This is a genomic window from Bacillus sp. (in: firmicutes) (genome assembly GCF_031983925.1).
GTDB classification, from domain to species: domain Bacteria; phylum Bacillota; class Bacilli; order Bacillales; family Bacillaceae_G; genus Bacillus_A; species Bacillus_A pacificus.
Window position 1 is genome coordinate 288,233 of record NZ_DALYZR010000002.1, and the last position, 24,715, is coordinate 312,947.

Genomic DNA, 24,715 nt, shown 5'->3' on the forward strand with positions numbered 1-24,715 from the left:
AACCTTTAAAATTCAAAGGATGACTAAATATACAATTTCCATTTAAAATCTTGATGTAATACATACTATCAAACGCCATGTTTTTTTAATTTTAAGAAGTATTAAACTCTTCATCACTTTCCTTATACGCATGATTTTTATAAGGAAATCTGATACAATTCTTAAATAATATTATTATGTATAGATATTACGAATATAGTGCATAATTAAAGAAGGTGATTTTATTGAAATTAAATAAAAATTTACAACTATGTATATTAATTGCGACATTAATATGCTATTCAATCTATTTTATGTTTTTCTATCTGTTCCCTACTCATTTTTCAAATTCAGATGTACGCTTCGCTTCACTTATTGTTGAATCTATTACATTTGTATCACTCATTTACTCTATATATTCTAAAAAAGTCAGTTCAAATCCGTTTTGGATATGTATCACAATAGCAATTGGTAGTTTTTTATTAGGAAAAATAGTATATACATATCAAGATAGCTTCTTCGAAATTCCAATACATCATTTTACAATTTCTGATGTATTTTACATGTTTTTTCTACTCTTTTGTCTTATCGCTTTCTGCTATAAAATCTTAAAAGAATGCGATAAATGGGAAAAAGCGTTCTTTATTTGTGATATATGCATAGTACTTACTTCCATATTCACATTGGAGTGGTATTTATTTAATCAACCAAATTTAAATATATTCTCTCTTTCACTAGGAGATGTTTTCCTTTCATTTCTATATCCAATTGCTGATTTATTATTTCTTCTACTAGGTGTTAGTCTCTTTTTCCGTCCAACAATTTTTAATTCCAAACGGAAAATTTATATCTTTATTTTTGTATTAATAAGTTCTGCAACTTTTAACTATATTTATTTTTACCTAAATAATCATTTATCAACTGAAACGATAACATTATTACGTCTTTTATATAGAATACCTATATTACTTATTGCAATAGCTGGATCTATTTCAGAAGATCATAATAGCCATAAAAATTATTTCATTGTTAACCCTATAATAGGAAAGAAGGCTTTAGTTGTATTTCCTTATCTTGCCGTTGCAATACTAATCGGGTTTACGTTAAAAGAACAAACAGCATCTTCCACTCTCATTACGGGAAATTGTATTACTTTTATTTTCGTACTCATTCGTCATTCTATTGTACGTATGCAAAACAATTCCCTAACCAAACGTTTACAAGTATTTAATGCCCAATTAGAAGAAAAAGTTACATTACGGACTTCAGATTTAGTTCATAAATCAGAGGCTCTATCTCAAAAGCAACAAAAATTCAAATCATTATATGAATATCACCCTGATCCTATTTTTACAATTGATTTAAATGGTGTATTCTTAAATGTAAATAAAGCTGGAAGTATACTACTTGGAGCACCAACGAACGAGTTACTTGGTGAAACATGTTTTTCAATTATTTTAGATGAAGATAAACATAAACTAGCATGTGCATTAGAAAAAGTGAAACAACAAGAATCGGCATCCTTACAACTTAGTTCTCAATATAAAGATGGCTTTACTTATTTTTTATACGTTACTATCGTCCCTATCATGGTAGATGGACAAATTTTAGGAAGCTATATTATGGTGAAAGATATTACTGCACTAAAAAAACAACAAGAAGAAATAAAATATTTAGCATTCCATGATACTGTAACGAAAATTGGGAACCGTGCCTTTTTCCATAAGAAATTAAAAAGAATTATAAAAAATGCTAAAACGACAGAAAGCGAGTTTGCATTATTATATTTGGACTTAGATCGCTTTAAAGCAATTAACGATACACTTGGACATTCGGCAGGGGATTACATATTAGAAGAAGTAGCGAAGCGATTCCAATCCTGTCTTCCATCACATACTCATCTGTCAAGAATCGGTGGTGATGAGTTTACAGTCTTAATTGAAAACTATACTGATGAAGATTCTTTATTCGAGTTATGCAACCAGTTATTTGAATGCATGGAAAAATCGTTTGTCATACATGAACATACATTAAGTTTATCACTAAGTATTGGCATCGCTATTTATCCATATTCCGGAATCGATACCGCTACACTTCTGAAAAACGCTAATGTTGCAATGTATGATGCGAAAGCAAAAGAACTTAATTCTGTCTCTATTTATGATGACGTAATTGCAAACAAAATTGAAAGACGATTACGATTAGAAAAAGATTTACCAAATGCAATTCAAAATGAAGAATTGTTCCTTTTATATCAACCTCAAGTTGATAGCGAATCTAACGACATTATCGGTGCTGAAGCTTTAATCAGGTGGAATCATCCTGAATTAGGTATTATTTCTCCATACGAGTTTATTCCGATTGCAGAAGAAACACTACAAATCATTCCAATAGGAAAATGGACATTACAACAAGCATGTCAACAAATGAAACGTTGGCATACACTCGGATATTCTCATTTAAAAATAGGCGTAAATTTATCTGCTAAAGAATTTGAACAAGAAGATTTTGTAAAGTCTATTTCTGCTACATTAACAAATACAGGTTTACCAGCAAGTTCTCTTGATCTTGAATTAACAGAACGAATTGCAATGATGGATGAGCGAGAAACGTTAATAAAACTGCGTACACTAAAGAGTTTAGGCGTTCACATTTCAATTGACGACTTTGGTACAGGTTATTCTTCGCTAGCTTATTTACCTTTATATCCAATCGATACGTTAAAAATCCCGAGAGAATTTATTACAATGTCTGAAACATGTGACGATGGAATGGAAATTATTAAAACGATCATCACATTAGCAAATACATTAGGAATGTCAGTTATCGCTGAAGGTGTAGAAACGAAAGAACACGTGCGTTTCCTTCAAAAAAATAATTGTCAATTTATTCAAGGCTACTACTACAGCAAGCCTATTCATGCTGATTCATTTTCTACTCTTCTCAAAAAAGGTGTTCATTCTCTGTAGCGTAAATACATACAAGAAAAGGAAAGAAGAGACGGACTCTTTTTTCCTTTTTTGTACTTTGCAATTTTTCATTTCCTTCACATATCATTTATGTAAGTAGTTACTAATATATTTATGATAACAGACTTGAATAGGAGGGATTTACATGCAACACGACAATCCAAATCATAAACTTTCCAAAAACATTCCTCTATCCCTCTTCTCAATAAAAAACGAGCTAAAACAAAAATGCATCAACGTAAATAACTTCCTTTCTCCCCTTTCGAACGAAGAAAAAGTATTCATACATACAATTAAAGAAAGAACAAAATTATTGAATCAAAATAATGTTACAAGAACTCGTGCTTACTATCAATTTTACAAAAGATATCCTGAAATACATTGGGCATTACTTGGACATATGGTATCGCGGAACGGCGGTTGGAATATGACCGATTTAAAGGGGGATTTATATACGAAATTGTTATCTAATAACGATCAATTTACTTTCTTTTCTTTTTTAGAACGGGGTAATTGGCTTATCTTTCAAGATGTGTATCCACAATTTTTATTATATGAACAGAGTGTTAAAAAAAATAAAAATCTTTTTCATCTCCTCCCTCACCTCAATGTGTCAACATTTATGGAAACGATGTGGAACTTTTTTTGGAAAACTGGAAACAAACAAATATTAACGATTGCGACTATTATTAATGAACAAAACTACTTAGAAAAAAGAGTGATTCAAAATAAATACTTCAAAAAAAATGTACTAAATAGTATTGGATTTAAACTTTTTGATTTCTTTCAATTTAATCATATTCTCTTCCCTTTCTCTGAAGAAAATACTGTACAAAAAACAATATTAATTGGTGATACAATGAAACATTTCACTTCCTTACACGAACGAATTTTGCTCGGAAAACGATTATATACATTATTGTTTCATGATGAACACGTTTTAGCTCGTATACTACAATGGGCTGACACTCATCCACATACTGGATCACGAAAAGATTATTGGCCACATTTATTTTCAAGTGTGAATGAATCCTTTTCAAGAGAGTTTTATAAACGAAGAATAAAGAAATGCCAATTAAAAAGTGATGCCCACCGTATATATAGCCCTGCACTTATGTATGTATGGAAAAATATGAAACATGAAGAAACAGAACATGAAGATTGGTTTAACGACTGGCAAGTCATACATTATTTAACCGATAAGGAGGAAAGGATACATGGACAAATTACAGAAGACTACTGTAAAACACTCGAAAAAATTGAGTTGGCAATTCTTGCAAAGAAAAACGTCCTCCTTCGAGAAGAAGAATAACCTTTTCGCATTAGTTATTACAATCTTATTCTCTTCTATTATCGGAACTTGCTTAGATGCTTTCTTTGTTGCGAAACAAATGTATTCCTTTCCGGTTAGACCATTCTCATCCATATTTTCAGTTAACATTGGTTTTACTTTGTTTGTACTACCGATTTTAACGACGATTTTCATACAAATTTCCAAAACATTATCTACAATTTCTAGAAGTCTATTTATTATTTCACTAGGTATTTGTGCTAGCATTTTTGAACAGATTGCTGAAAGATTTGGTTTCTTTATTCATAGTTTGGATTGGAATCATACATATTCTTTATTTGGCTATATGATTTTCTTTTCTTTTATTTGGAAAGTATATTATTTCATAATTAATAAAAAAGAGTACTAAAAGGCTAGCAAACCTTTTCGTACTCTTTTTTATTATGTTTCATATATTTATTACGCATATAATTCGGATAACTCAATTATTTTATTAACAATACTTTGTTCATCTATTTTTAAACATGTGGATGCATAACCCAATAATACTTCATGACTCCCAACACAAATGCTTTCCTTAGCGTGTAGAAACATTGATAAATCGTTCGAATCATTACCAAACACTACGAATTCTCTCTCTTTTATACCCAATCGTTGTAACCCTACCCATTTATCAATATTCTCAGGGCTTATATCCACGATCCCTTCATTATCATGTTCATAAATACGTATAGGAAGTTCTGTTAACATATTCATAATATATTCTTTTTGAACATGGTCAGGAAATAATACCACCTTCACTACTTCCTTAATTTCATCAATATGTACATTATTAGCCAATTGATTAGGATCTATGTTTTTGTAGATAGGATGATTCTCGCTTCCTGTATAAGAATAATTCCAATGACTATCTATCAAATATGAAAGGCTATGTTTCTTTATTATTGAATGTATAGCACTTACCGTTCCTGGATCAAAAGTTATAACTTCAATAGTGTCCTTTCCCTTTGCAATAAATGCCCCATTCCCACCAATCATTGAATAATGATGCATATGATTTGGTAGCACCGGTAATAAGTCCCTAATCGGTCTAGCTGATGCAAATATAACCTCATGCCCTTTACTTTGACATACGTCTAGCGCGTGAATTATCCCTTTCGTTACTGCGTTCCCTTTAAAACAAATAGTACCATCAATATCAAAAATAAATTTCATATACATCACTCCTTTCTTTTTAATGTATATGAATTATTTTATAATAGAAAGGACAGATGTCCCAAAAGGAGAAACATTATGCAAAATATTGTAGATAATACCTTATTATTAAGCTACTTAAATAACGAGTACATAAAAAAGCTATTCCAACAATTCAATCATCCATTTAAGATCCTTAGATATGAAGCGAAAGAAACTGTACTACACGAAGGCGAAATGATTGATGGCCTATATATTCAAATGTCAGGTCGTACAAAAATAACTTCAAGTGTAATTACAGGTAAAGCATTATTACTAAGATTTTGTTCTGCCGTTTCTATCATGGGAGATATTGAATTAATTCAGTCCGTAAACATACAATCTCATGTAACCTCCGAACAACAGACGGATTTTCTTTTTATTGATAAAAATTATGTAACAAGTTACTTATTACAAGATGTAATCTTCCTTCAAGAACTCATTCATCACGTCACTTATAAACTACAAACCTGCACAACAGCTTCACGTATCAATTTACTAGCTTCTGTGGAAACACGCTTTGCTAGTTATTTATGTACAGCCCGAAATCCATCTAATTTATTTGGGCGCGAAATTCATACTAAAGATCATCATGAAATAGCCTCATTAATCGGGACAACTACCCGTCATCTTAATCGAGTCATTGAAAAACTAATAGCTAACAATATCATGCATAAAAATAATAAACAAATTGTTGTTGACGATTGGAAAGCTATTGATACCCTTTCAAATGGACTACGATATGAATAAAAATTTAATAATTATATAACCCACTTTAATAAAGAGACCGTTTTTATAACGATCTCTTTTTAAGCATAATCTTCAGTTATTGCTAATGATGTAGGATTTTGAAGGCGTTTTGAACGCAAACGATAGGCAACGATTTTCTTTTTATATTGCTTTATTACATCAACATGTTCCTCATGACTATACAGAGAAAATCGAACCTCTTTATTCCCTTTCTTCGTGTTAATAACGATTGGTGTTCCTTCCCCGTGCGGCGGAAAATAATGTTTATCTAAAAATAGAGCTTCGTTAAATTCATGAATAACTTGTAGTTTCGTTTCCCCCTCTATATTTTTTCCGTCTATCAATATAGTGGTATTCTCTTCCTCAAGTTTTTGATGCAATTCAAATCTACTAATAATTGATTCTACAACAGAAGTCGGCATACTAGAAACTAGTACTTTAATCGCACCAAAAATAAATAATGTAACTATAAACCATGTTGTCATTTTCATCATCTCCATTACATTTTAAAATATAAATTTCGTTCCATACGGTATAATTATACTAATAAGTATTCCGGTTACAATCATCGTCACCGAACCGATCGTCGCTTCTTTCTCGCCTTCCTTCACAAGACGACTTACCCCGATAATATGTGATGAGCAGCCCATTCCCACTCCTTTTCCAATTGTACTCGTTATACGGAAAAACTTAAGTACTGTTGGTCCAATAATAGCACCTGTGATTCCTGCAACAACTACAAAACTAGAAGTCATAGACCAACTAAGCTAAATATATATATCACGCATACTTGAAGTAAAAGTGTCACGTACTTCATTTCTTCTCCTCTTTTCACTATCTCACATCCATGTTATGAAATCTCATTTAACGTATCAGCAAACCGTGCAATTCCAAGTTGAATTTGTTCTATATTCACTCTCCCAAAAGTAAAACGAATATATTCACTTTTAGTACCTAAAACACTTCCCGGAACAAACGCTACACCATTTCGTATAGATTCGCCTAATAAATGATATTCATCAAACGTTCCTTGCACTTTGCACCATAAATGTATTCCACCCTCTGGAACAAAAAATTCAACCTGATCCCCTAATATTTCTTTAAGCTTTCTAATTAACGCATCTCTTCTTTCTTTCAATTGTCCACGAAGCATTGTAATATGTGCATGAAAATCTTCTGATTCTAAAAATTGATTTGCCACCCACTGTGTAAATACACTATGGCCAAAATCAACTTGCTGCTTCGCATCCGCTAAACGCTCTATTACACGCGTAGGGCCAATTACCCAGCCAATACGTAATCCTGATGCAACAATTTTTGATAGTGAACTTATATAAAGAACATTCCCGTTTTGATCCATTGATTTTAATGTTGGATTCACTTCACCATTAAATGAAGTTAAACTATACGGATCATCTTCTACAATCGGTATGCCAAATTCAGAAGACAGTTCTAAAATCTTTTTACGTCTTGCCAATGAAAGCACGGTTCCAGTTGGATTTTGATAATCCGGATTTAAAAATACCATACGAATACGATGCTTTTTATGCAAATCAATTAAGTCATCTGGATTCATTCCATGCTGATCAACAGGTAAATGGAATATTTTTAAGCCAGCTGATTTAAATATCGGCAGTGAAAAACAATACGAAGGGTCCTCAATTGCAATCGCATCACCAGGTTTTAATAAGCATTGAACGATAAGATTAAGTGCCTGTTGTGCTCCAGATGTAATAAGGATAGAATTCGAATCTGCTTCAATTTGTTTATATTGCTGAACATGTGCTGCAATTGTTTTTCTCAACATTTCATTTCCAAGTGGATGGTCATAACCGAGGTTTTCCATAAATGTTTTCTCCGACAAAATCGTTCGGAATCTATCACTCGGAATTAATTCTGGTGACAATTCACCACTCGCTAAATTAATTAAGTCGTTTTTTTGTGTTTCCGTTCGAATTTGTTGAACGAGTGGTACATTAGGTAAGAATGAACCATCCTCGACGTACCTACCCCAGTTTGGTATTCGTTTATGCGAAACACCCCATATATCTGTATTCACCCGCGTTCCGCTTCCTTTTTGCCGTTCTACTACTCCAAGTGATTTTAATTCTTCATATGCAGCTACTATCGTACTCCTATTCACTTGTAATTCTTTTGCTAACATACGCTCAGAAGGTAACTTACTGTCAGAAGGAAACTCACCTGAAGAAATACCCCTTTCAATATAACCCGCTATTTGTTTATATACAGGCGTCTTATCTGCACGATTTGGTTTCCATTCCATATAGTTGCCTCCTTTCAAAACGAACTATCCTCAATTTATTACTAACAGTATTCACCGTAAAAATAGTATTAATTAGTCACATTTTCTCATCCAAAAATGGATATATTAAAATAGCTCCGTCTCTAATTACTCGATAGCTTCTGAAATTCCAGCTTCATGCTCTCGTTGCAGTTCGGTTACAAACTATCAAATTATTACCGCATACCATGTTACCCCTAGCAGTAGAACAAAAAGAAGGACAATATAGATGGCAGATAAATTTTTCACATTTCTCTTTGTGGACTTGCCGTAATTCTCCTCTACATTTCGTGCAACTAGCACGGTCCCAAACAGTGATACAATTACAATAATAACGACTAGTGAAATCGCAAAGCTCATTGTATTTTCACCTCTCTAAGGCCAGTCTATTTTTATTAAGAACTTCCTCTTTAAAACGTTGATAACATACTACCTTTCTTCTCTTATCATAATAGATGTTTGCAAAAAACGGACCAACCACTTTTATATTTTTTTGCTCATCCACTTTAAAAATAAAAAGCAACTGAACACTTATGATCAGTTGCTTTTTCCCAGGATTATTTATGCCAATTTTCATTTGAAATTAATTCGATTTAAAAGTTTAGTCTTTTCATAATGAAACATCGATTGAGATAACTCGAAAATTGTTCCATTTACAAGATACACTGTATTTTCAATAAGAAGCGACGTATTTTATCGCTTCTTATCCTCATCATCTTTATTCTTTTATAAGTGACTTATTCGCTCTTATAACTTCTTGATACAGCAGTGGTGACCACTTTTCATTTATATAGTCTTGAATAATCCAGCCTACTCTTGTAGGGTTCTTTTGTTTTATATAGTTTGCAATTTCAGGATTTATATAAGAGGCATAGTAATATGGACTATTCCATGCTGTACCACCAGAAGACAAGCTTGTAAAATTAATATATAGATGATTTAAATCCTCACTATCGTTCATCGTTTCATTTATCGTATCTTTAATAGATTTTACTTTCTCATCATAACTCACTTTATATTTATCTTGTACTGTTACATGTACATTTTGATTTACAGTTGTGGTAAACGTCTCATTATCTGGCCAATAGAAATTATTATATCCTCCAGATTCATTACTACCACCATATCTTTTTAGTAGTACAATTTTCCCACGAGCATCTCCCAATTTTATATTTCCTTCTGTTTTTAAAAAGATAGGATCCACAAAATAACTTTTTTCAAACGTATTACTAAAGGAACTTTCTGCTCCTTTCATATCCTCATACTCTTTTTTTAAAGACATAATAATCGTTTCGCTTGGGTTATCTTTTAAAAATTGTTTCGCTTCGTTTATGAATTCATGCAGTGTTACATAAAGATACAATGGCCCATGATGAAGGACTATCGTATTATCATCTGTTAAACGTCCTCTTATATCAAAAATACGAGCTCCATGATCCATTTGGTAACGAAAATCATATTCTTGCGTCATTCCCCATACTTGCTTTATTGGATTTTGTAATTTGAACGTCCCGCTATCATGTGTTCCTGGAATTGAAATTCGTGCTAATGGGATATTATCAGGTATAGGTTGCATCCACTTTGACCAATTTTCAAACTCATTAACAGAGCTTGTTGCAACTACTTGCTTATCATGTAAAGCAAATACAAATGTGATAAATATCGTACTACATATGAATAATTTCAAAATAAATTTCTTACTGCTCATTATTATTCCTCCTTTTTCTGTTTTATATCAAACTTATTGAATATAATATAATCTGGTGAGTAAAAAATAAATAACATTTCATAAATATGAAATATTACATAGAAGTAAAGTTAAAAAATCATTCACATATCCTAAATTAGAAAAATTTAAAGGAACTTCACCTGAAGTTCCTTTCGTTTACTTTATATTCAATACATATGAACCATCTTTATTCTCATACTTATAGACGTATAAATAATATTTACCTGGCTTTGCATTATAAGTACCTTTAACTACATTTCCTTCGTTTTCACCATATGCTACATAGTTATTTAAATCTGATTCATGATGAAGCACCCATGTCATCCCAATGTTTTGTTCATTTAATAGAGAAATAGTAATATTTTCTGACGAGTCAATTTGGAAAGTAAATACATCTACTCTATCACTATTATGTAGTGTCCCTTTCATCGGTGTATGAAAGTTAACTTTATTTGCCTGTATACGTTCATTATTTGGTTCATTTTCTGTTACTGGTAACTCATTTCCACCGTTTGGTTTTCTTTGTCCATACCCTAAGTTTACTAGTATAGACTTCAAATCTGGTAAAACACCAATTCTATCTGAATATGGATCTTTAGATTTTGTTCCTGTATTCTGGTTGCTTAATATTGCTCTTAGTTCACTCGGTCTATATGGTTGTCCTAAGTTTTCTTTAGCAATGCTTTGTACTAAAGTCGCTGCTCCGGCAATAATAGGTGACGCACTCGACGTGCCACTAAAGCTAGATGTATAAAGATTTACAGCACTTCGACTTTGCTCAGCTGTAGTTGTATCTACGTTTTCTCCCCAACCATACACATCAATACGGCTTCCATAATTCGAAAACCACATACGTTCATGAGGGAAAGATGAAGAGCCCGCTCCTACCATAATTGCACCTGAATCTTTAAAATCTTTACTATTACGATTTAAAATTTGTTTACCATTTCTATCTTTAAATTGATCTAAATCATTCCAACCATTCGCTCCAGCTTCTATAATGACAACACCTTTATCTGTACCAGCACGAATTGCATCAAAGATATCTGGTTGTACCTCAACAGGTAAATATTTATCACCATACCCATCAAAGGAAGCTTGTGCCTCTAATAATAAAACATCCCCAGCTTCTAACTGATTTATAGCACTTAATATTGCATCAGCTGTATTATACTGTCCGTTATCTCTTATTTGAGAAATCACCTTTGCTTTCGCTTTTGGCGCAATCCCAATATTCCCAACTTCATTGTCCTCAGAGGATACAATTCCTAGTACAGACGTCCCATGACCGACATGTTGATCTATATTTCTTCCAGACATTAATTCAATATTTTGATGTACTAAATCCTCATGATTTAATAACCATCCATATTCCATATCAACAAAGGTTACATCACTTCCATTACCGCCTCGGACTCCCCAGGCGAAAGGCGCATTAATACCAGATGGTGCTGCTTCAAGATAACCTTGTTTTTCATATCTAGGATTGTTATTAGGATTAAACGATACACTTAATGGCTGTACTTCCGGTGGTGTTATTTTTTCTTGTTTCTTTATATACACATCTTCTATTAAAGAAGATGTCTTTAACTTATCTACTAGTTCTTCCTCTTGCCCACCATGTTGAGTTTGAAGAATATAGTAGTTTAATAAACTTGTAGATACATTATTAGGTGCTTTCACTTCAAGGTTTTGTATTTGTTCCGGGCTTACAGATGTGAATAAACGAGTAAATGTTACATCTGGGTATTCTGCCAAAAGATCTTCTATTACTTTATCGTTCGTTTGAGATTGTATTTGTTTTTCAATACCATCTTCATATGGAAATTTCAAATCCGCTTTAAATTTTACAATGATTTGCTTATCTGTTTCTTGTTCTATTCCTAATTTACTCTGCTGTTCTATAGAATCAGCATGTACACTATTGACAGTGCCTCCTATTCCTAAAAGTGTTGTAATAATTACAGTTGACGTACACATTTTTTGAAATATTTTCATTACATCAATCCTCCTATTAACAATAATTAATCACTATATTAATCTATAATGATTTTATTTATATAACATATTCCCTTTCTACTAAATAGATTATAGTAATCAGCAATATGAACTTCAATGTATTTTCATATGCAATATTTCATATTCGGACTCTACACTAAATAAATAAGAAACTTATAATGATTATTTATTTTATATGTGCTAATATACTTACATTGAAATATTATATGTAGACATTTTAAGCTACATTACTTAACCGTTTTACCTTATTTTTCCTAGGAGGATTTACAATGAAATTATTAAAAATAAAACATATAATCCCTTTATCTGCAGCTGCAATTACATTCGTATGTAGTCACAGTACAGCTGAAGCTTCTACCATTCATACAGTAAAAAAGAATGATACACTTTGGGGCATTAGTAAACAATACGGAGTTTCAATACAATCCATTAAACAGGCTAATAATAAAGGAAACGATCAAACTTTCATTGGCGAACAGTTACATATCCCGAGTTCCGTCAACTCAAATGAAATCACTGTTCACCAAAACGCCAAGCCTGCGAACATTTCTGGACAAATTATTTATCAGGTACAACCGGGAGATTCATTAGAAACGATAGCACAGCGTTACAATGTTACCGTTCAATCTATAAAACAAATGAACAACACAATCGAAAACAAGCTTTATACAGGACAACATTTAAAAATCAACTCAAGTATTTCAGAAAAAGAAAAAGACTTAATGGCACGCTTAGTTACCGCTGAAGCAGGTGGCGAATCATATAAAGGAAAAGTAGCAGTAGCTAAAGTTATACTAAACCGTGTAAACGCAAAAGGTTTTCCAAATACAATAACAGGCGTTATTTATGAACCTATTAAATACGGATATGCATTTACTCCTGTTACAGATGGAAGAATTAATCAGCCTGCAAGCGCAGAAGCAAAAATGGCTGTAGAAGAGGCTATCTCCACAAATGGAATACATTCTGATTGGCTTTATTTCTATAACCCGAAAACATCAACAGACAAGTGGATTACGACACGTCAAACAGTAGCAGTAATTGGTAACCACGTCTTCGCTAAATAACATTTAAAATCATTAACAGACCTCTTCACTTAAAAGGGCTGTTTTTTTGTATGTAAGAATTTATTTATCATGTGATATAGTGGTCTTTAAAAACTATTTCTTCTTTTAAATAAAGACACTTGTATTTACTTCATCACTCTAAGAAATTAAAAAAGCATCAAGTTCAAAAACTCCCCTTTATTAATAAAATTTATTTCTTACCTTCATAAAATTGTTATACACTAGAAAAATAAAAAACAAACTATTCGTTAGCAGGTGAAAGAATATGTATGATGTTACAATTATCGGCGCTGGAGTAAGTAGCATTTTTCTGGCTTATTCACTAGTTAAAAGTAACAAAAAAGTTTTAATTCTTGATAAAGGTAAAGCGCTAGGAGCTCGCCATTGTCCTTTAGACGAAGGAAAAGCGTGTAATTGTACTACATGTGATAAATATTTCGGATTTGCTGGTTTAGGAAAATCTGAAGGGAAATTTAATTATACAAACGGATTTGGTGGAGAACTTGAGCAAAAAGTTGGTAAAGAGGGCTTTATACAACTTATGGCTGAAGTAGATGAAATTCTATGTCAGTTCGGAGGAAATTCAGTTTCAAAATATTCTACAGAAAATCCAAATCTCAATAAGAGAGCTGCATCGTGTGGTTTACAAATGCTAACAACAGAAGTACGGCATCTTGGTACTACCCTTTCAAATGAAATTTTTCAGCAACTCTACGAATTTTTACTTACGAAAATAAATATACAATTTCATATAGATGTACAACATATTATGAAACAGAAAGATCATTTTACTATAGATACAAATGAAGGAACATTTCAATCTAGGCAACTAGTATTTGCAACTGGGCGTTCCGGAGCAGATTGGTTAAAGGAGATGTGCACTTCTCTACATATTTCTCAGGAACAAACTCGTGTAGATTTAGGTATCAGGGTAGAGATGAAAGAACACCAATTACGTTCTATATTAAAAGATACATTTGAGACTAAACTTTCTTATGAGCATGAAGATTTCACAGCGACTACATACTGTATGAATCCAAAAGGACGCATTATTAGAAAGTACGAAGAAGGTTTAGTTATGCCTGACGGTCAAAATTTTCGAGAGAAAGGAACTGGTACACCTAACTTAAACTTCACTTTATTTATCCCGCGCTATTTTCCAACTCTCAAAGAAGCAAATGTATATGCAAGTTCAATTATTAAAAACATTAACCAAGGACGAGATCGGATTGTTATACAGCGCTTAGAGGACTTACTAAATAAACAGCCTACAATAGCGAACGACATGAAATATAACCGTATACAACCTACGCTACAAGGAGATTATGGAGATTTGAATACAGAAATTCCTCCATTATATATTGAAGGACTTAAAGAATTTTTATTACGATTAGAACAATTCATCCAAGAACCAATCGATACAGATACTTTATTATATGGAATTGACGGAAAATTTTATGCTCCTACGATAAAACTCAATAATCATTTTGAAACGAGTATAAATGGCCTATTTTTAGTTGGGGATTGTTCAGGCGTCACTCATTCATTATCTCAAGCTGCTGCAAGTGGGTTATATGTTGGAAAATATTTATCTCACATTTAATTTCCTTCATTCAGATTGCAATTAAATATTTTAACTTCCATAGTAATAGCTTACTATTTCCCCACAAAAAATCAGGGTTTTATGAGATACATATTTAACATAGCCATTGACATTCAATTCTCACAAATTGAATGTCAACAGTTTTAAAATCCTCTATTCATTTCCATTTTCATTTGTTCGATATTTTGTAACATCATCATAGTGTTTAATATGTTAGGATGTCTATAAGTATTTTTTACTACAACTATGACTTTTTCTGCTCTGTTCTAAAAAATAGATTTACGCTTTAAAATTCCTCATTGTACGTATGTGAATACTTTATATTATTACCTTTAGAAACCATTAACTAAATGGTTCAGTATACTCTAATAGTTATAAAAACATAATATATAACACAAGTTAAATAAATTGCAAAAAAAGGAGTAAAAATGAAAAATAAAATCAATTTACAAATGCAAAATATAAGCTTTGTTTTAATAATTGCTTTAGCAGTATGGTTAAAAACATATCTTATTACAAGGTTCAGTTTTGATTTAAAAATTGAATCTTCTACACAAGAGCTTATTTTGTTTATTAGTCCACTCGCTACATCATTAGCTTTTGTCGGATTAGCATTATTTGCAACCGGTGAAAAAAGAAATTATATCGCGCTATGTATCAACTTCGTATTAACAATCGTACTCGTTGGAAATGTAATGTTCTATGATTTTTATAGCGATTTCGTTACGTTACCAGTACTTGGACAAACATCAAACTTCGGCCAATTAGGCGGCAGTATTATAGAAATATTGAACTACAAAATTATACTCGCATTCGTAGACATTATTTTCTTCTTTATTTTATTGAAGAAAAAATCAATAGTCTTCCAAACAGGACGTGTAACTCATCCGGCACGCTTGTTATATTTTCTTTTAACGATTGGTGTATTTTTTGCTAATCTACATCTTGCAGAAAAAGAGCGACCTGAACTATTAACAAGATCATTTGACCGAGTTATGCTTGTTAAAAATTTAGGACTATACACGCATCAAGTTTATGATTTAACACTGCAAGTAAAAGCAGGATCACAAAAGGCACTTGCTGATAGTAGCAAATTACAAGAAACTGAAAACTACGTGAAGGCAAACCAAAGTGAGCCGAACCCTAATATGTTTGGTGTAGCGAAAGGAAAAAACGTAATTGTTGTCACTCTTGAATCCCTGCAAACCTTTTTAATAGGAGCAACAGTTAACGGACAAGAAGTTACACCATTTTTGAATGAATTCATAAATGAAAGCTATTACTTTGATAACTTTTTCCACCAAACTGGACAAGGAAAAACATCCGATTCTGAATTTCTAATCGATACGTCATTGTATCCATTAAATCGAGGAGCTGTATTCTTCACACACGGTAACAACGATTATACTGCGACTCCAGAAATTCTACGTCAGCAAGGTTATTTCACTTCTGTATTCCATGCGAATAACGCCACATTTTGGAATCGTAACATTATGTACTCTGCTCTCGGTTATGATCGTTACTATAATGAACTTGATTACAAAATTACGCCCGAAACAAATTTAAATTGGGGCTTAAAAGATATCGAATACTTTGATCAATCAGTAGATATATTAAAAACTGTTGATCAACCATTTTACGCTCGTTTTCTTACTTTAACGAACCATTATCCATTTACGTATGATGAAGATACACAATTCATTGAACCATATAACTCTGGTAATGGCGTATTTGATCGTTATATTGTAACAGCACGTTACTTAGACGAATCAATAAAAAAATTTATTGAGCGTTTAAAAGCTGAGGGAATGTATGATGATTCTATTATTGTTTTATATGGTGATCATTATGGCATTTCTGAAAAACATAATCGCGCGATGGCACAGTTTTTAGAAAAAGATCAAATAACAGAATTTGATACTTTAAATTTACAACGCACACCTTTATATATTCATATCCCTGGACAAACAGAAGGTCGAACGATTTCAAAGCCTACGGGACAAATCGATATGAAACCTACTATTCTCAATTTATTAGGAATTGATACTACAAACGATATTCGTTTTGGCCATGATATGTTTTCGGATGAATATGCCGGTTTTGTTGTTTTACGTGATGGTAGCTTCATTACAGACAAGTATGCATACAAAAACAATACTTTCTATGACCGCATAACAGGTGAAATTGTAGACTTACCAAAAGAAGAAGCAGAAGCACTCATTAAACGTGCACAAAATGAATTACGAATGTCTGACAAAATTATTGAAGGCGATTTATTACGTTTCTCAGAAAGTAATAAAATTAAAACTGGTGAAGTACAAACTAAAATTAAAGAGACTGAAAAATAATCTTAATATGAAAAGGGAGCAACTCGTTATAGTTGCTCCCTTTTATTCTCCTATAATACATGATGCAGTTTCATATATTTCATTTTTATTCTACGCTTGTCTCTAAACTTACATCTGTATAAGCATGATCATCACCTATATGTAAAATCACTTCACATTGACGTAATCTCAATTCAAAGAGCATGATGGAATCATGATAAACTTCAGGGTTTGATTTCATTTTATGTAACATCTCTTGTTTTTCTTGTATTTCTAATTGTATATTCTCTACAGCTTGTTTCAAGGAGTTAAATGGATTCCTAAAGAATATATGAATATCTCGCTCTTGTGTGTTTTCGAATAGCTCAAATTGCAAGAAAAATTTCTTCATAATAGAATCCGTTACCTCGGTATAATCTTCATTTTCTACATACTGTTTGTATTTGTTATATAGCATAGTTTTGTTTTTCGGAAGAACTCCAAATAATTTACCGGCACTTTTCAATAAAAATTGTGCTGGCGTAAATCGACGTAAAATATTTACTTCATCCATTTGTATTCTAGTCGTCATTCTGTCAGTATCTCTGCGCCAGTCATCAAGCACTTTAAAGTCACATTCTAACTGTATTCGATTTTCTCCAAATAAAGAATTAAGTCCTTCACTAAGTTCTTCTAAGTACGATTGACTTTGAAGGAGCTCATTATGAGAAGTGGCAATCCAATTTTGCATAGAAAGAGCAAGATTAGGTAATACAGTTTGTTCTAAATATTTATGCACTCTTTCGTTCATTGCTTTATTTAGTTCTGTATCCATGTGACCGAAATCACTGTCTTCACTCATTAAATCAGAACAACTCTGTAATATCTTCGGTATATTTTCAGTAAGATCGTTCGTAATTTCCATTTTCATTGTACGATATGACTGTGTAATGAAATGAATTTTTTCCCTCTCAAATGCAGTAAGGTTATTCATGCTACCGTTTAGTTTCACTAGCATATCTTCATTCCAATTAATAGCATCCACTAGATTATTTTCTTTCTCAACTCGTTTATCCAAAAGATATGTAATTGTTTTTCGAATGAAAAATAATAGCTTTTCAGTACGTTCTGCATCGATATTTTTATGATTAAAGTTAAAATGAATAAACTCTGTTAATTCATTCAATTGTTGATTACTTGTATATAACGAAGAGTAAGGGAAAATCCTCGCATGCGGGAAATATGTGTTTATTCTCGTTGCCGTATCATGTAGTACTCTTTTTACTTCTGCTTCACTATAAATGTTATCGATTTTATTTAATAAGAAATGCACTTGTAAATTTGGTGTATGCTCTTGAATGTTTAATAGAATATCACGCTCTTTATCAGTAAAAGGTGAATCTGCATTCAATACAAACAATAATTCATCTACGGAATTTAGATATTCAAATACCTCATCCCTAGTGTCGTTATTCCTATTAAAGCCGGGTGTAACTACAAATGTAAGTTTATTTTCACTTAAAAATCTGCATGGTAATTTAAATTCGACACATGCCCTATCTCTATATGTTTGATGGTGCTGAGACATCATATTATGGTAATCAGAGATATCTTCCGTTGTTGTAATTGTAGCGTCTGTTATGGCGTTAATTTCTGTATGAGCATTATTTTTTAAAACTACTACATTTGAAATTGATTTTTCTACTATATTTTCTCCTAATATAGAGTTAATAAATGTAGTTTTTCCGTTCCCTGAAGTTCCCGTTACTAAAATACGATTTGTTCTTAAATCCGCAAGTTCGTCAACTAACCATCTAAATCGGTGACCTATTTCTATATTGTGCTTTTGTGCCCACTGTGTAATAGATTCAAAAAGATGTAGACTGTACTCTAAAGCATTCACATGATTCATAGAATATGACAGTAGGTTTTCCGCATGTTTTATATTTGATGAATCTATTTGGGTAGGAAAAATTTCATCCCATGCCAATACAGCTGCTGATGGAAATACAGCATACGATGGATTAACTACTTTCAACCAATTTGTTAAAAGATTGGGAATGATATCGTGTAATTGTCTAAGCGTATATTTCCCTTGAATTAATGCAAAGTATGTTTCTTCGTAAAGAGAAGAAATTTTGTCCCATATATCGGAAGACTCTATTTCAATATGTAAGAAAAATTCATTTATTGTGTTAAGCCACAATAAGTAATTTTGTTCATTTTTATAACTGTTCCAAAGTGATGAAACCATTTGCGTAAATTGTACTTGATCTACATTATTTAATGTAACTAATGCATCATAAAAATAATCTGGTGAAATATGTTTAGTAAATCCTTTATCGATATATCCTTTTAACACCTCAAACCACGGATAAGATTCTGTTCGAATTAACTCATTCACAGCAAGCTCTACTGCACTATCAAAATCTTGTTGTTCCTCATAAAAGGAACGGGCAATTTTTGTGACATTCGGATAATCCGGATTTAAAGAAACCGCTTCTTTAATAACAGCGAAAGCTGAGTCAAAATTATTTTGCTCTATGTAAAGAGAAAGTAATTGTAATCTAATTTCAGTCATCAATATTTTATTATCAGTCGTAATGGAAGTATAAACATTTTCAGCAACTGATAATTGATTCAGTTCGAAATAAGCATCCGCAATATTTTTTTGTGCCCATGGTGCTAATTCATTACTAACCTTCTCCCATTTAAAAATAGCTGCTTCAAAATCTTGATGGCGATAATAAAATTCACCTTGTGCAAAACGAATATAAGATCCATCAGAAACCTCATTTTTTTCTTCGTTTACATAAGCTTCTCCAAGTACGTCAAGAGGTGATTTTGTTACATTCTCCATTAGAAATGTTTCATAATACATCTTTTTTATTAATTGTTTTTCTATTCTCATCTTTTCCCCCACTATATCTTGAAAATACATTTTTAAGATATGTCAACACTTTATTTATGTATGCTTTTTATCTTAACAAAGAATATCTTTTGGAAAATTTCATTTTCCTTTCATTTTTCAAGTTAGATTGAATTTTTATGAGAAAAGTTTCAGTTTTTTTTCAATTCCCTTTCAGTTATGAAACAGCATTAAATGTTCCTAATAACATAATAACACTATAATATTCCGCATTATATTATCAGGAAAAACTTATATGAATCATATTATAAAAACAATTTATAACGAATATATATACAAAATTCACTTCACCTAACATAAAAGAGTTCATCACATAGTGCTTGTTAGATAGACATATATACTAAGTCTCTTCAGAATTTCACATACACCATGATAATTTAAACAACAACAACAACAATAGCGAGCAGCTATTCATACAATATCTTTCTCGAATTGTTTTCCTTTAGAACACTTCAGTAGTTACGTAATTAAATTCCATTAACCTATATAAATAACTAGTCCAAAAAAAATCTATATGCATATCATGTTATAGTAAAGAATTCAGGAAATCCTAAAAGGAGGCATTTTCATGTTTGAAGATAAATCTAAAATCAACTACCCATATGAATTTACTGAAACTACAACAATCCCGCTAAAAAACCCTATCAATAAAAATTTCAAAAACGGCTCTGGTACACATACTTTCCCAATTAAGAAGCATTATAAAGAGCAGGTGCTATATACGGAAAAAATTAATAATAATAAAAATAAATAAGCGTATAGGCTCTTATAACAATTAATCAAATAAGAATCTATATTAGACCTTGCATAGTTATAGGTAATATATAAGTCTTTCTTATACAACTCATGTACTTTTAAAAAGTGCTGATATACAGCGCTTTTTTATACATAGATAATGGAAGAACAAAAAAGGTATGGATATTTTCCGCACCTTTTTTGTCCTTTACTATTTATAAATAAAGCCTACCAGCAAAACTTTACTTGTTGAAGTCATCGGAGAAAGGAGTAGATTTATGATGAATCACAAAGTTAAAGAAGCACCCATGAATTATATAGGCCATTATTGTTCTATTATATATATTTAAAAATTTACTAAACGTTGTTTCAAAGCAACTTAGTTTTCATAAAATATTTTTTGTTTCCGTTGGAACGGATAGGCTTTAATCTCATCTGTATCTAAATTTTCATGAAATAAATGAATGGCTATAATTTGTCTACAATCGTAAGTATGATAATAATATGTTCCGGACTCCATACACATTACACTTGTATATATGGTATTATCTAGTGCACCTTCTTCTGTTATTACTCCACCTTTAGGAACCTCGCAATTTGATAAGATATGAAAAAGAGCTGATACTCCCTCTTCTTCACTATCTATACCTTGAATGTTTTGTTTGCCATATGCTGCCCGCACAAATCTTGATGGTGGAGTGAAATCCCCTGGAAGTCCCATTGAGCCCGATCCCTGACCAAAAGCACTTAATGGTAAGTTACTCCACTCTGTTGGCGCGAATGGCTGCGATTTAAGACCTATGTATTGTCTTAAATTTTGTAAATGCCAATTAAACTCCGGACTATTCGTCATCACTCCTAGTGGGTTATCATACAATTTTAATCCTTCACTTGTCGGCTCCAGTACAATGCAATCTCCCCATTTATCCGCTAAAATCCAATGTAGTGGTGGCGTAAGTCCTAAATCCGGTAATGGTATATCCAAAAAGGTAATGCTATCTACAGATTTCTTTAACTCTTTGACAGAATTGAATTGTGTCAGACTCCAAGTTACAAAATCAAATGGAGCCAAATTCGTTGTGTTGTCATCTATGCTTTGACTATAAGTAGCGAATCCTGGAAAATAGAGTGTTGCACATGTCATACCTGCTTCATTTACTCCGTCCGCCATAATGATCCTTCCTTGATGATTAATACCCATTCCGACCGTAGCATGTTTCGTATTAATGATTTCACCCGTTATATTATTCCACTGGTAATGTCGAGGAATGATTATTACTTCTTGATTCATATCTAATGTGAAGTCCATCGTTCTTGCAAAAAGATGCTGATCGTTTTTTGTCTGTAATGTCAAACTAGTACACATAGATAACACCCCATTTTATGATTTTATCTATACTTTACATAATTCTGATAAATCTGTAAAATAAAAACCTCTTTCCTTACAAACAAATTGAGAACGCACATATAAAGTATACATACGTTGAGGTTATCTCTAGTTTATAAATTTTTAAAATATAGTTGCAAAAGAATTATATGAAAAAGGAGCGAATTGTTACTATCGCTCCTTTTTATTTCTTTCTATATTTTATTAAAATAACTAGAGACCATTTTCTCTATGAACAGTATCTGTGTAAGAGGAAAAATTATTTAGATTGAAAATTATTATATCTAGTAGATTTTGGCTTTCAGTCTAAATAATTTTTACTTTACATTAATTACCTTTTCGTTTTCATATTAAATTAAATTTCTTCTATCCTAATTGAGTCATTACAATTTAGGTTATAAACTAAGAATTTTTATACTATATTAAAAACTTAATTAAAGAAGACTTATTCCCTCTCATTATTTTATATGACCATTCTCAATCATTCATCACCCTAAAATTTCTAAATTCTATTTTCAAAATCATCCTTTCTATTCAGCCTTATATTTCCGAATAAAAACAACTCCCAAAATACCTAAAAATGTTATTATTAGACAATAAATATTTTCGAAAAATAAAAGTGGAGTAGATAAAGCTGCTACTATGCCAAAATAAATTCTAGTTTTTATATCATCCTGTTTACTGAACAAAGAATTAATAAAAATAGACAGAAAAGATATAAAAAATATAAATGAGTACATGCGCATAGCTCCCCAAAAAGGAGTTTTGCCGGAAACATACAATGTTAACAAGACACAAGAACAAAAAATAACAATACTTGCGGCTATAACCGGTAACACAATGTCCTTCATTCTTCTAGAAAATCTTTCAACATCTTGAGCCATACTATATTCTTTTATTATATACATATTCGTCTGATTCATTATTGTATCTAGTAGATTTGTTACAAAATCATCTAATTCATCTACAAAATCAATCTTATCTATACCCTCCAAAATATTTTTTAGTTCTTTATATTTATTACGATTTAGATATGCATTAATCTTAAATGTAGCCTCTAACAAATCTTTCATCTCTATTTCTTGTCTTCTATATAACTTTATAGATAATTTCACACTTGATAATTTTTCTTTCATTTCTATTTGTTTTAAAGATAAAGTTTCTCTTTCTTTACTGTAAATATCTTTAAACTCTTTAATTAACCAAGCTGTAATAAAGAACACAATAAACAGAATAAAAGCTTCTAACGAATTATTTTTTAAACCTAGAAAATTAGAAATTTGTTTTAATATTTCATTCACTTTATTCACCTAACTTTTTATTTTTATTATATATCTATATATAATAAAAAATAAAATGATTTAGCGTAAATTCTATTTTCATTTTATTAATCGCTCTCTCCTCATGTCTAATAATATCTTACAAAGTAATAAGTATAAATTTAATGTTTGATGTCAATTCACAAAAAGTAATATTTTAGTAATAACCCTTCTTACAAAATTGAATGTACCCAATAAAAAGAATTATTATTTAATACCACTCTCTTTATTTGCATTTTTAATAAAGCAAGAAATATGTATTATTTATTGCTTTATTAAAAACTGAATTTATCCGTCCTATATGATCAAACTATTAACAAGATTATTTAATATATAAACAAAAAATTAGCAGATAATTGGTATTACTATAAAACAAAACCATATTTCTAACAAATTAAAATTGAGCTTTTTATAATGAGAAGGATTCATTTTGAATATAATCAAAATAAATCCCTTTTTACTATACAATATGTATTTATTACATAATTTTTATAAAACATAAGATATGTTACTCTAATTTATTTTTTAGCATAGTCTAGATAATTTTTACCTTTTTTCCAATTCCTCATATATATTATTAATTTAAAATACTACATTACATTATTTATAATCATGATAGAAATTATACTAAAGACTTTTAAAATTAAAAATCTATAAACAAGTCATAGTCTAAACCTTTTTTCATGTGAAATTATTTTCTAAAATTCCTTATGAAAAATTCATTGTTTTTAAATTACCATAAGTTTACCTTCATATTTTCTGTATAAAAACAATCTAAAATACCTATTTTTATTTCTTCTATGTAAACATATAGATAATTTTATATTAGGTAGCTTCCCTTTGATTTCTATTTATTTTAGTGTCTCTTTCTTTACTATAGATATCCTTGAATTCTTTAAATTAACAAAGCAACAATAGAAAAACACGATAAACAATATAAATGCTTCTAATGAATTATTTTTCAAACCTAAAAACTAGAAATTTGTTTTAATATTTACTTATTTAATTCGCCAAACTTTTTGTTATTCTTAAACGACACTTTATATCTTTATAAATTAATATCCATTACAATGATGATACATGTATTAGACTGTAAA

Annotated in this window: 17 protein-coding genes and 2 pseudogenes; 8 read left to right on the forward strand and 11 right to left on the reverse strand. The window is 31.1% G+C overall.

From position 1 onward, the window contains the following. The first annotated feature begins 224 nt into the window (after window positions 1-224). The 3 genes from RTP99_RS07655 to RTP99_RS07665 all read left to right on the forward strand — a co-directional run bounded on the left by RTP99_RS07655 (window position 225) and on the right by RTP99_RS07665 (window position 4,648). A complete protein-coding gene (locus tag RTP99_RS07655; RefSeq protein ID WP_000773530.1) occupies window positions 225-2,948 on the forward strand; it encodes a bifunctional diguanylate cyclase/phosphodiesterase in 2,724 nt (907 codons plus the stop codon). A gap of 145 nt (window positions 2,949-3,093) precedes the next feature. Then, entirely contained in the window at window positions 3,094-4,260 is a 1,167-nt protein-coding gene (locus RTP99_RS07660; RefSeq protein ID WP_001163388.1) for a DUF2515 domain-containing protein, read from the forward strand. Then, complete coding sequence (locus RTP99_RS07665; RefSeq protein WP_001189175.1) at window positions 4,223-4,648, forward strand: CBO0543 family protein; 426 nt, start codon at window positions 4,223-4,225, stop codon at window positions 4,646-4,648. The genes RTP99_RS07660 and RTP99_RS07665 overlap by 38 nt, the downstream gene beginning before the upstream one ends. 50 nt (window positions 4,649-4,698) lie before the next feature. On the opposite strand, the gene RTP99_RS07670 is transcribed toward RTP99_RS07665, so the two are convergent. Next, window positions 4,699-5,454 (reverse strand): HAD-IIB family hydrolase, encoded by a 756-nt coding sequence (locus tag RTP99_RS07670; RefSeq protein WP_000668600.1) that lies wholly within the window; start codon window positions 5,452-5,454, stop codon window positions 4,699-4,701. A gap of 78 nt (window positions 5,455-5,532) precedes the next feature. Between RTP99_RS07670 and RTP99_RS07675 the strand changes: the two genes are divergently transcribed. Further along, window positions 5,533-6,222, forward strand: a complete 690-nt coding sequence (locus tag RTP99_RS07675; RefSeq protein WP_001179788.1) for a Crp/Fnr family transcriptional regulator — start codon at window positions 5,533-5,535, stop codon at window positions 6,220-6,222. 59 nt (window positions 6,223-6,281) lie between these two features. Here RTP99_RS07675 and RTP99_RS07680 read toward each other — a convergent pair whose 3' ends face one another. From RTP99_RS07680 to RTP99_RS07715, 7 genes and pseudogenes are all read right to left on the reverse strand, one after another. Further along, on the reverse strand, window positions 6,282-6,707 hold the full coding sequence (locus RTP99_RS07680; RefSeq protein WP_000214612.1) for a YfmQ family protein: 426 nt from the start codon (window positions 6,705-6,707) through the stop codon (window positions 6,282-6,284). Between the two features lie 21 nt (window positions 6,708-6,728). Beyond that, window positions 6,729-6,980: pseudogene (locus RTP99_RS07685) on the reverse strand (LrgB family protein); the annotation flags it as partial. Between the two features lie 92 nt (window positions 6,981-7,072). Then, window positions 7,073-8,506, reverse strand: coding sequence for a MocR-like pyridoxine biosynthesis transcription factor PdxR (gene pdxR / locus RTP99_RS07695; RefSeq protein WP_000454988.1), 1,434 nt, complete (start codon window positions 8,504-8,506; stop codon window positions 7,073-7,075). A gap of 186 nt (window positions 8,507-8,692) precedes the next feature. Further along, entirely contained in the window at window positions 8,693-8,884 is a 192-nt protein-coding gene (locus RTP99_RS07700; RefSeq protein ID WP_000006463.1) for a hypothetical protein, read from the reverse strand. 213 nt (window positions 8,885-9,097) lie between these two features. Then, a pseudogene (locus RTP99_RS07705) lies at window positions 9,098-9,211 on the reverse strand (GntR family transcriptional regulator); the annotation flags it as partial. Window positions 9,212-9,242: 31 nt separating this feature from the next. Continuing rightward, window positions 9,243-10,232 (reverse strand): phosphatidylinositol diacylglycerol-lyase, encoded by a 990-nt coding sequence (gene plcA / locus RTP99_RS07710; RefSeq protein ID WP_000095609.1) that lies wholly within the window; start codon window positions 10,230-10,232, stop codon window positions 9,243-9,245. Window positions 10,233-10,409: 177 nt separating this feature from the next. After that, window positions 10,410-12,251, reverse strand: a complete 1,842-nt coding sequence (locus RTP99_RS07715) for a S8 family peptidase (RefSeq protein ID WP_046647921.1) — start codon at window positions 12,249-12,251, stop codon at window positions 10,410-10,412. Window positions 12,252-12,541: 290 nt separating this feature from the next. Between RTP99_RS07715 and RTP99_RS07720 the strand changes: the two genes are divergently transcribed. The 3 genes from RTP99_RS07720 to RTP99_RS07730 all read left to right on the forward strand — a co-directional run bounded on the left by RTP99_RS07720 (window position 12,542) and on the right by RTP99_RS07730 (window position 17,290). Beyond that, the gene (locus tag RTP99_RS07720) at window positions 12,542-13,339 is read left to right on the forward strand and encodes a cell wall hydrolase (protein ID WP_000770999.1); all 798 of its coding nucleotides are present in this window, start codon (window positions 12,542-12,544) and stop codon (window positions 13,337-13,339) included. 265 nt (window positions 13,340-13,604) lie between these two features. Next, window positions 13,605-14,942 carry an NAD(P)/FAD-dependent oxidoreductase gene (locus tag RTP99_RS07725; protein ID WP_000272375.1) on the forward strand — a complete coding sequence of 446 codons (1,338 nt, stop codon included), beginning with the start codon at window positions 13,605-13,607 and terminating at the stop codon, window positions 14,940-14,942. Between the two features lie 428 nt (window positions 14,943-15,370). Continuing rightward, window positions 15,371-17,290 carry an LTA synthase family protein gene (locus RTP99_RS07730; RefSeq protein ID WP_000791065.1) on the forward strand — a complete coding sequence of 640 codons (1,920 nt, stop codon included), beginning with the start codon at window positions 15,371-15,373 and terminating at the stop codon, window positions 17,288-17,290. Between the two features lie 85 nt (window positions 17,291-17,375). Here RTP99_RS07730 and RTP99_RS07735 read toward each other — a convergent pair whose 3' ends face one another. Then, window positions 17,376-20,189 carry a dynamin family protein gene (locus RTP99_RS07735; protein ID WP_116733333.1) on the reverse strand — a complete coding sequence of 938 codons (2,814 nt, stop codon included), beginning with the start codon at window positions 20,187-20,189 and terminating at the stop codon, window positions 17,376-17,378. Window positions 20,190-20,745: 556 nt separating this feature from the next. Between RTP99_RS07735 and RTP99_RS07740 the strand changes: the two genes are divergently transcribed. Then, a complete protein-coding gene (locus RTP99_RS07740) occupies window positions 20,746-20,931 on the forward strand; it encodes a hypothetical protein (protein ID WP_000461128.1) in 186 nt (61 codons plus the stop codon). Window positions 20,932-21,291: 360 nt separating this feature from the next. On the opposite strand, the gene RTP99_RS07745 is transcribed toward RTP99_RS07740, so the two are convergent. Together RTP99_RS07745 and RTP99_RS07750 are read right to left on the reverse strand one after the other, a co-directional pair. Continuing rightward, window positions 21,292-22,278, reverse strand: a complete 987-nt coding sequence (locus tag RTP99_RS07745; RefSeq protein WP_000337584.1) for a choloylglycine hydrolase family protein — start codon at window positions 22,276-22,278, stop codon at window positions 21,292-21,294. A gap of 551 nt (window positions 22,279-22,829) precedes the next feature. After that, complete coding sequence (locus RTP99_RS07750) at window positions 22,830-23,600, reverse strand: hypothetical protein (RefSeq protein WP_095842701.1); 771 nt, start codon at window positions 23,598-23,600, stop codon at window positions 22,830-22,832. Window positions 23,601-24,715 lie beyond the last annotated feature (1,115 nt).